The 609-nt window shown below is 46.0% G+C and carries 1 pseudogene; it reads right to left on the reverse strand.

Annotated elements, in window-relative coordinates:
* A pseudogene (locus R7R24_RS28400) lies at window positions 1–568 on the reverse strand (hemolysin); the annotation flags it as partial.
* Between the last annotated feature and the right edge of the window lie 41 nt (window positions 569–609).

Here is a 609-nt window from a genome sequence, read left to right on the forward strand (position 1 = left end):
AATCCTTACTTGAGTAGCGAGACGTATAAGCCACACCGAGATCGGTCGTCAACGAGCCAGAAAAACTTGGTGCCGAGCCCGGTGTTGCAGTCGCGGTTAAGCCGATAGACGGTGCAACCGTGGTTGTCGATACCGAAACATCATTGGCTTCGTTTTGCGGTGAGTAATCCTCACTAAATACAGGCGTGCCACCAGCTTGATAGATGCTGTAATCGAACGCAACTGGGTAGTTTTGAGTAAAACGGTCAACAATCGCTGCATCAAAAGTGTGTTTTACACCCGGCTTACCTGGTACATAACCATTCCCTAGAGTGATCACGCGAGCCGCGTTTTTGTCGTTCTTTGAGTTATGGAATAACTCAACCAGTAACTTCATCTGCACACGGCTACCACGAAACTCGTACGGGAAAAGCTCAGGATCGCTTTGCATCACGACCTCATAACTTTTCTTTACGTAACCTTCTAGCGCGATGTTATCAATCAAGACACTTTCTACAACCTTGTTATCAGAAGCAGCAGCAGTCGCGGACATCCCTAACATTAGGGGAAGCAGTATTTTCTTATTCATTATTTTATTACCTTACTTGGGAACAGTCCCAAATCAAGCTA

Source organism: Vibrio sp. 704 (assembly GCF_033339295.1).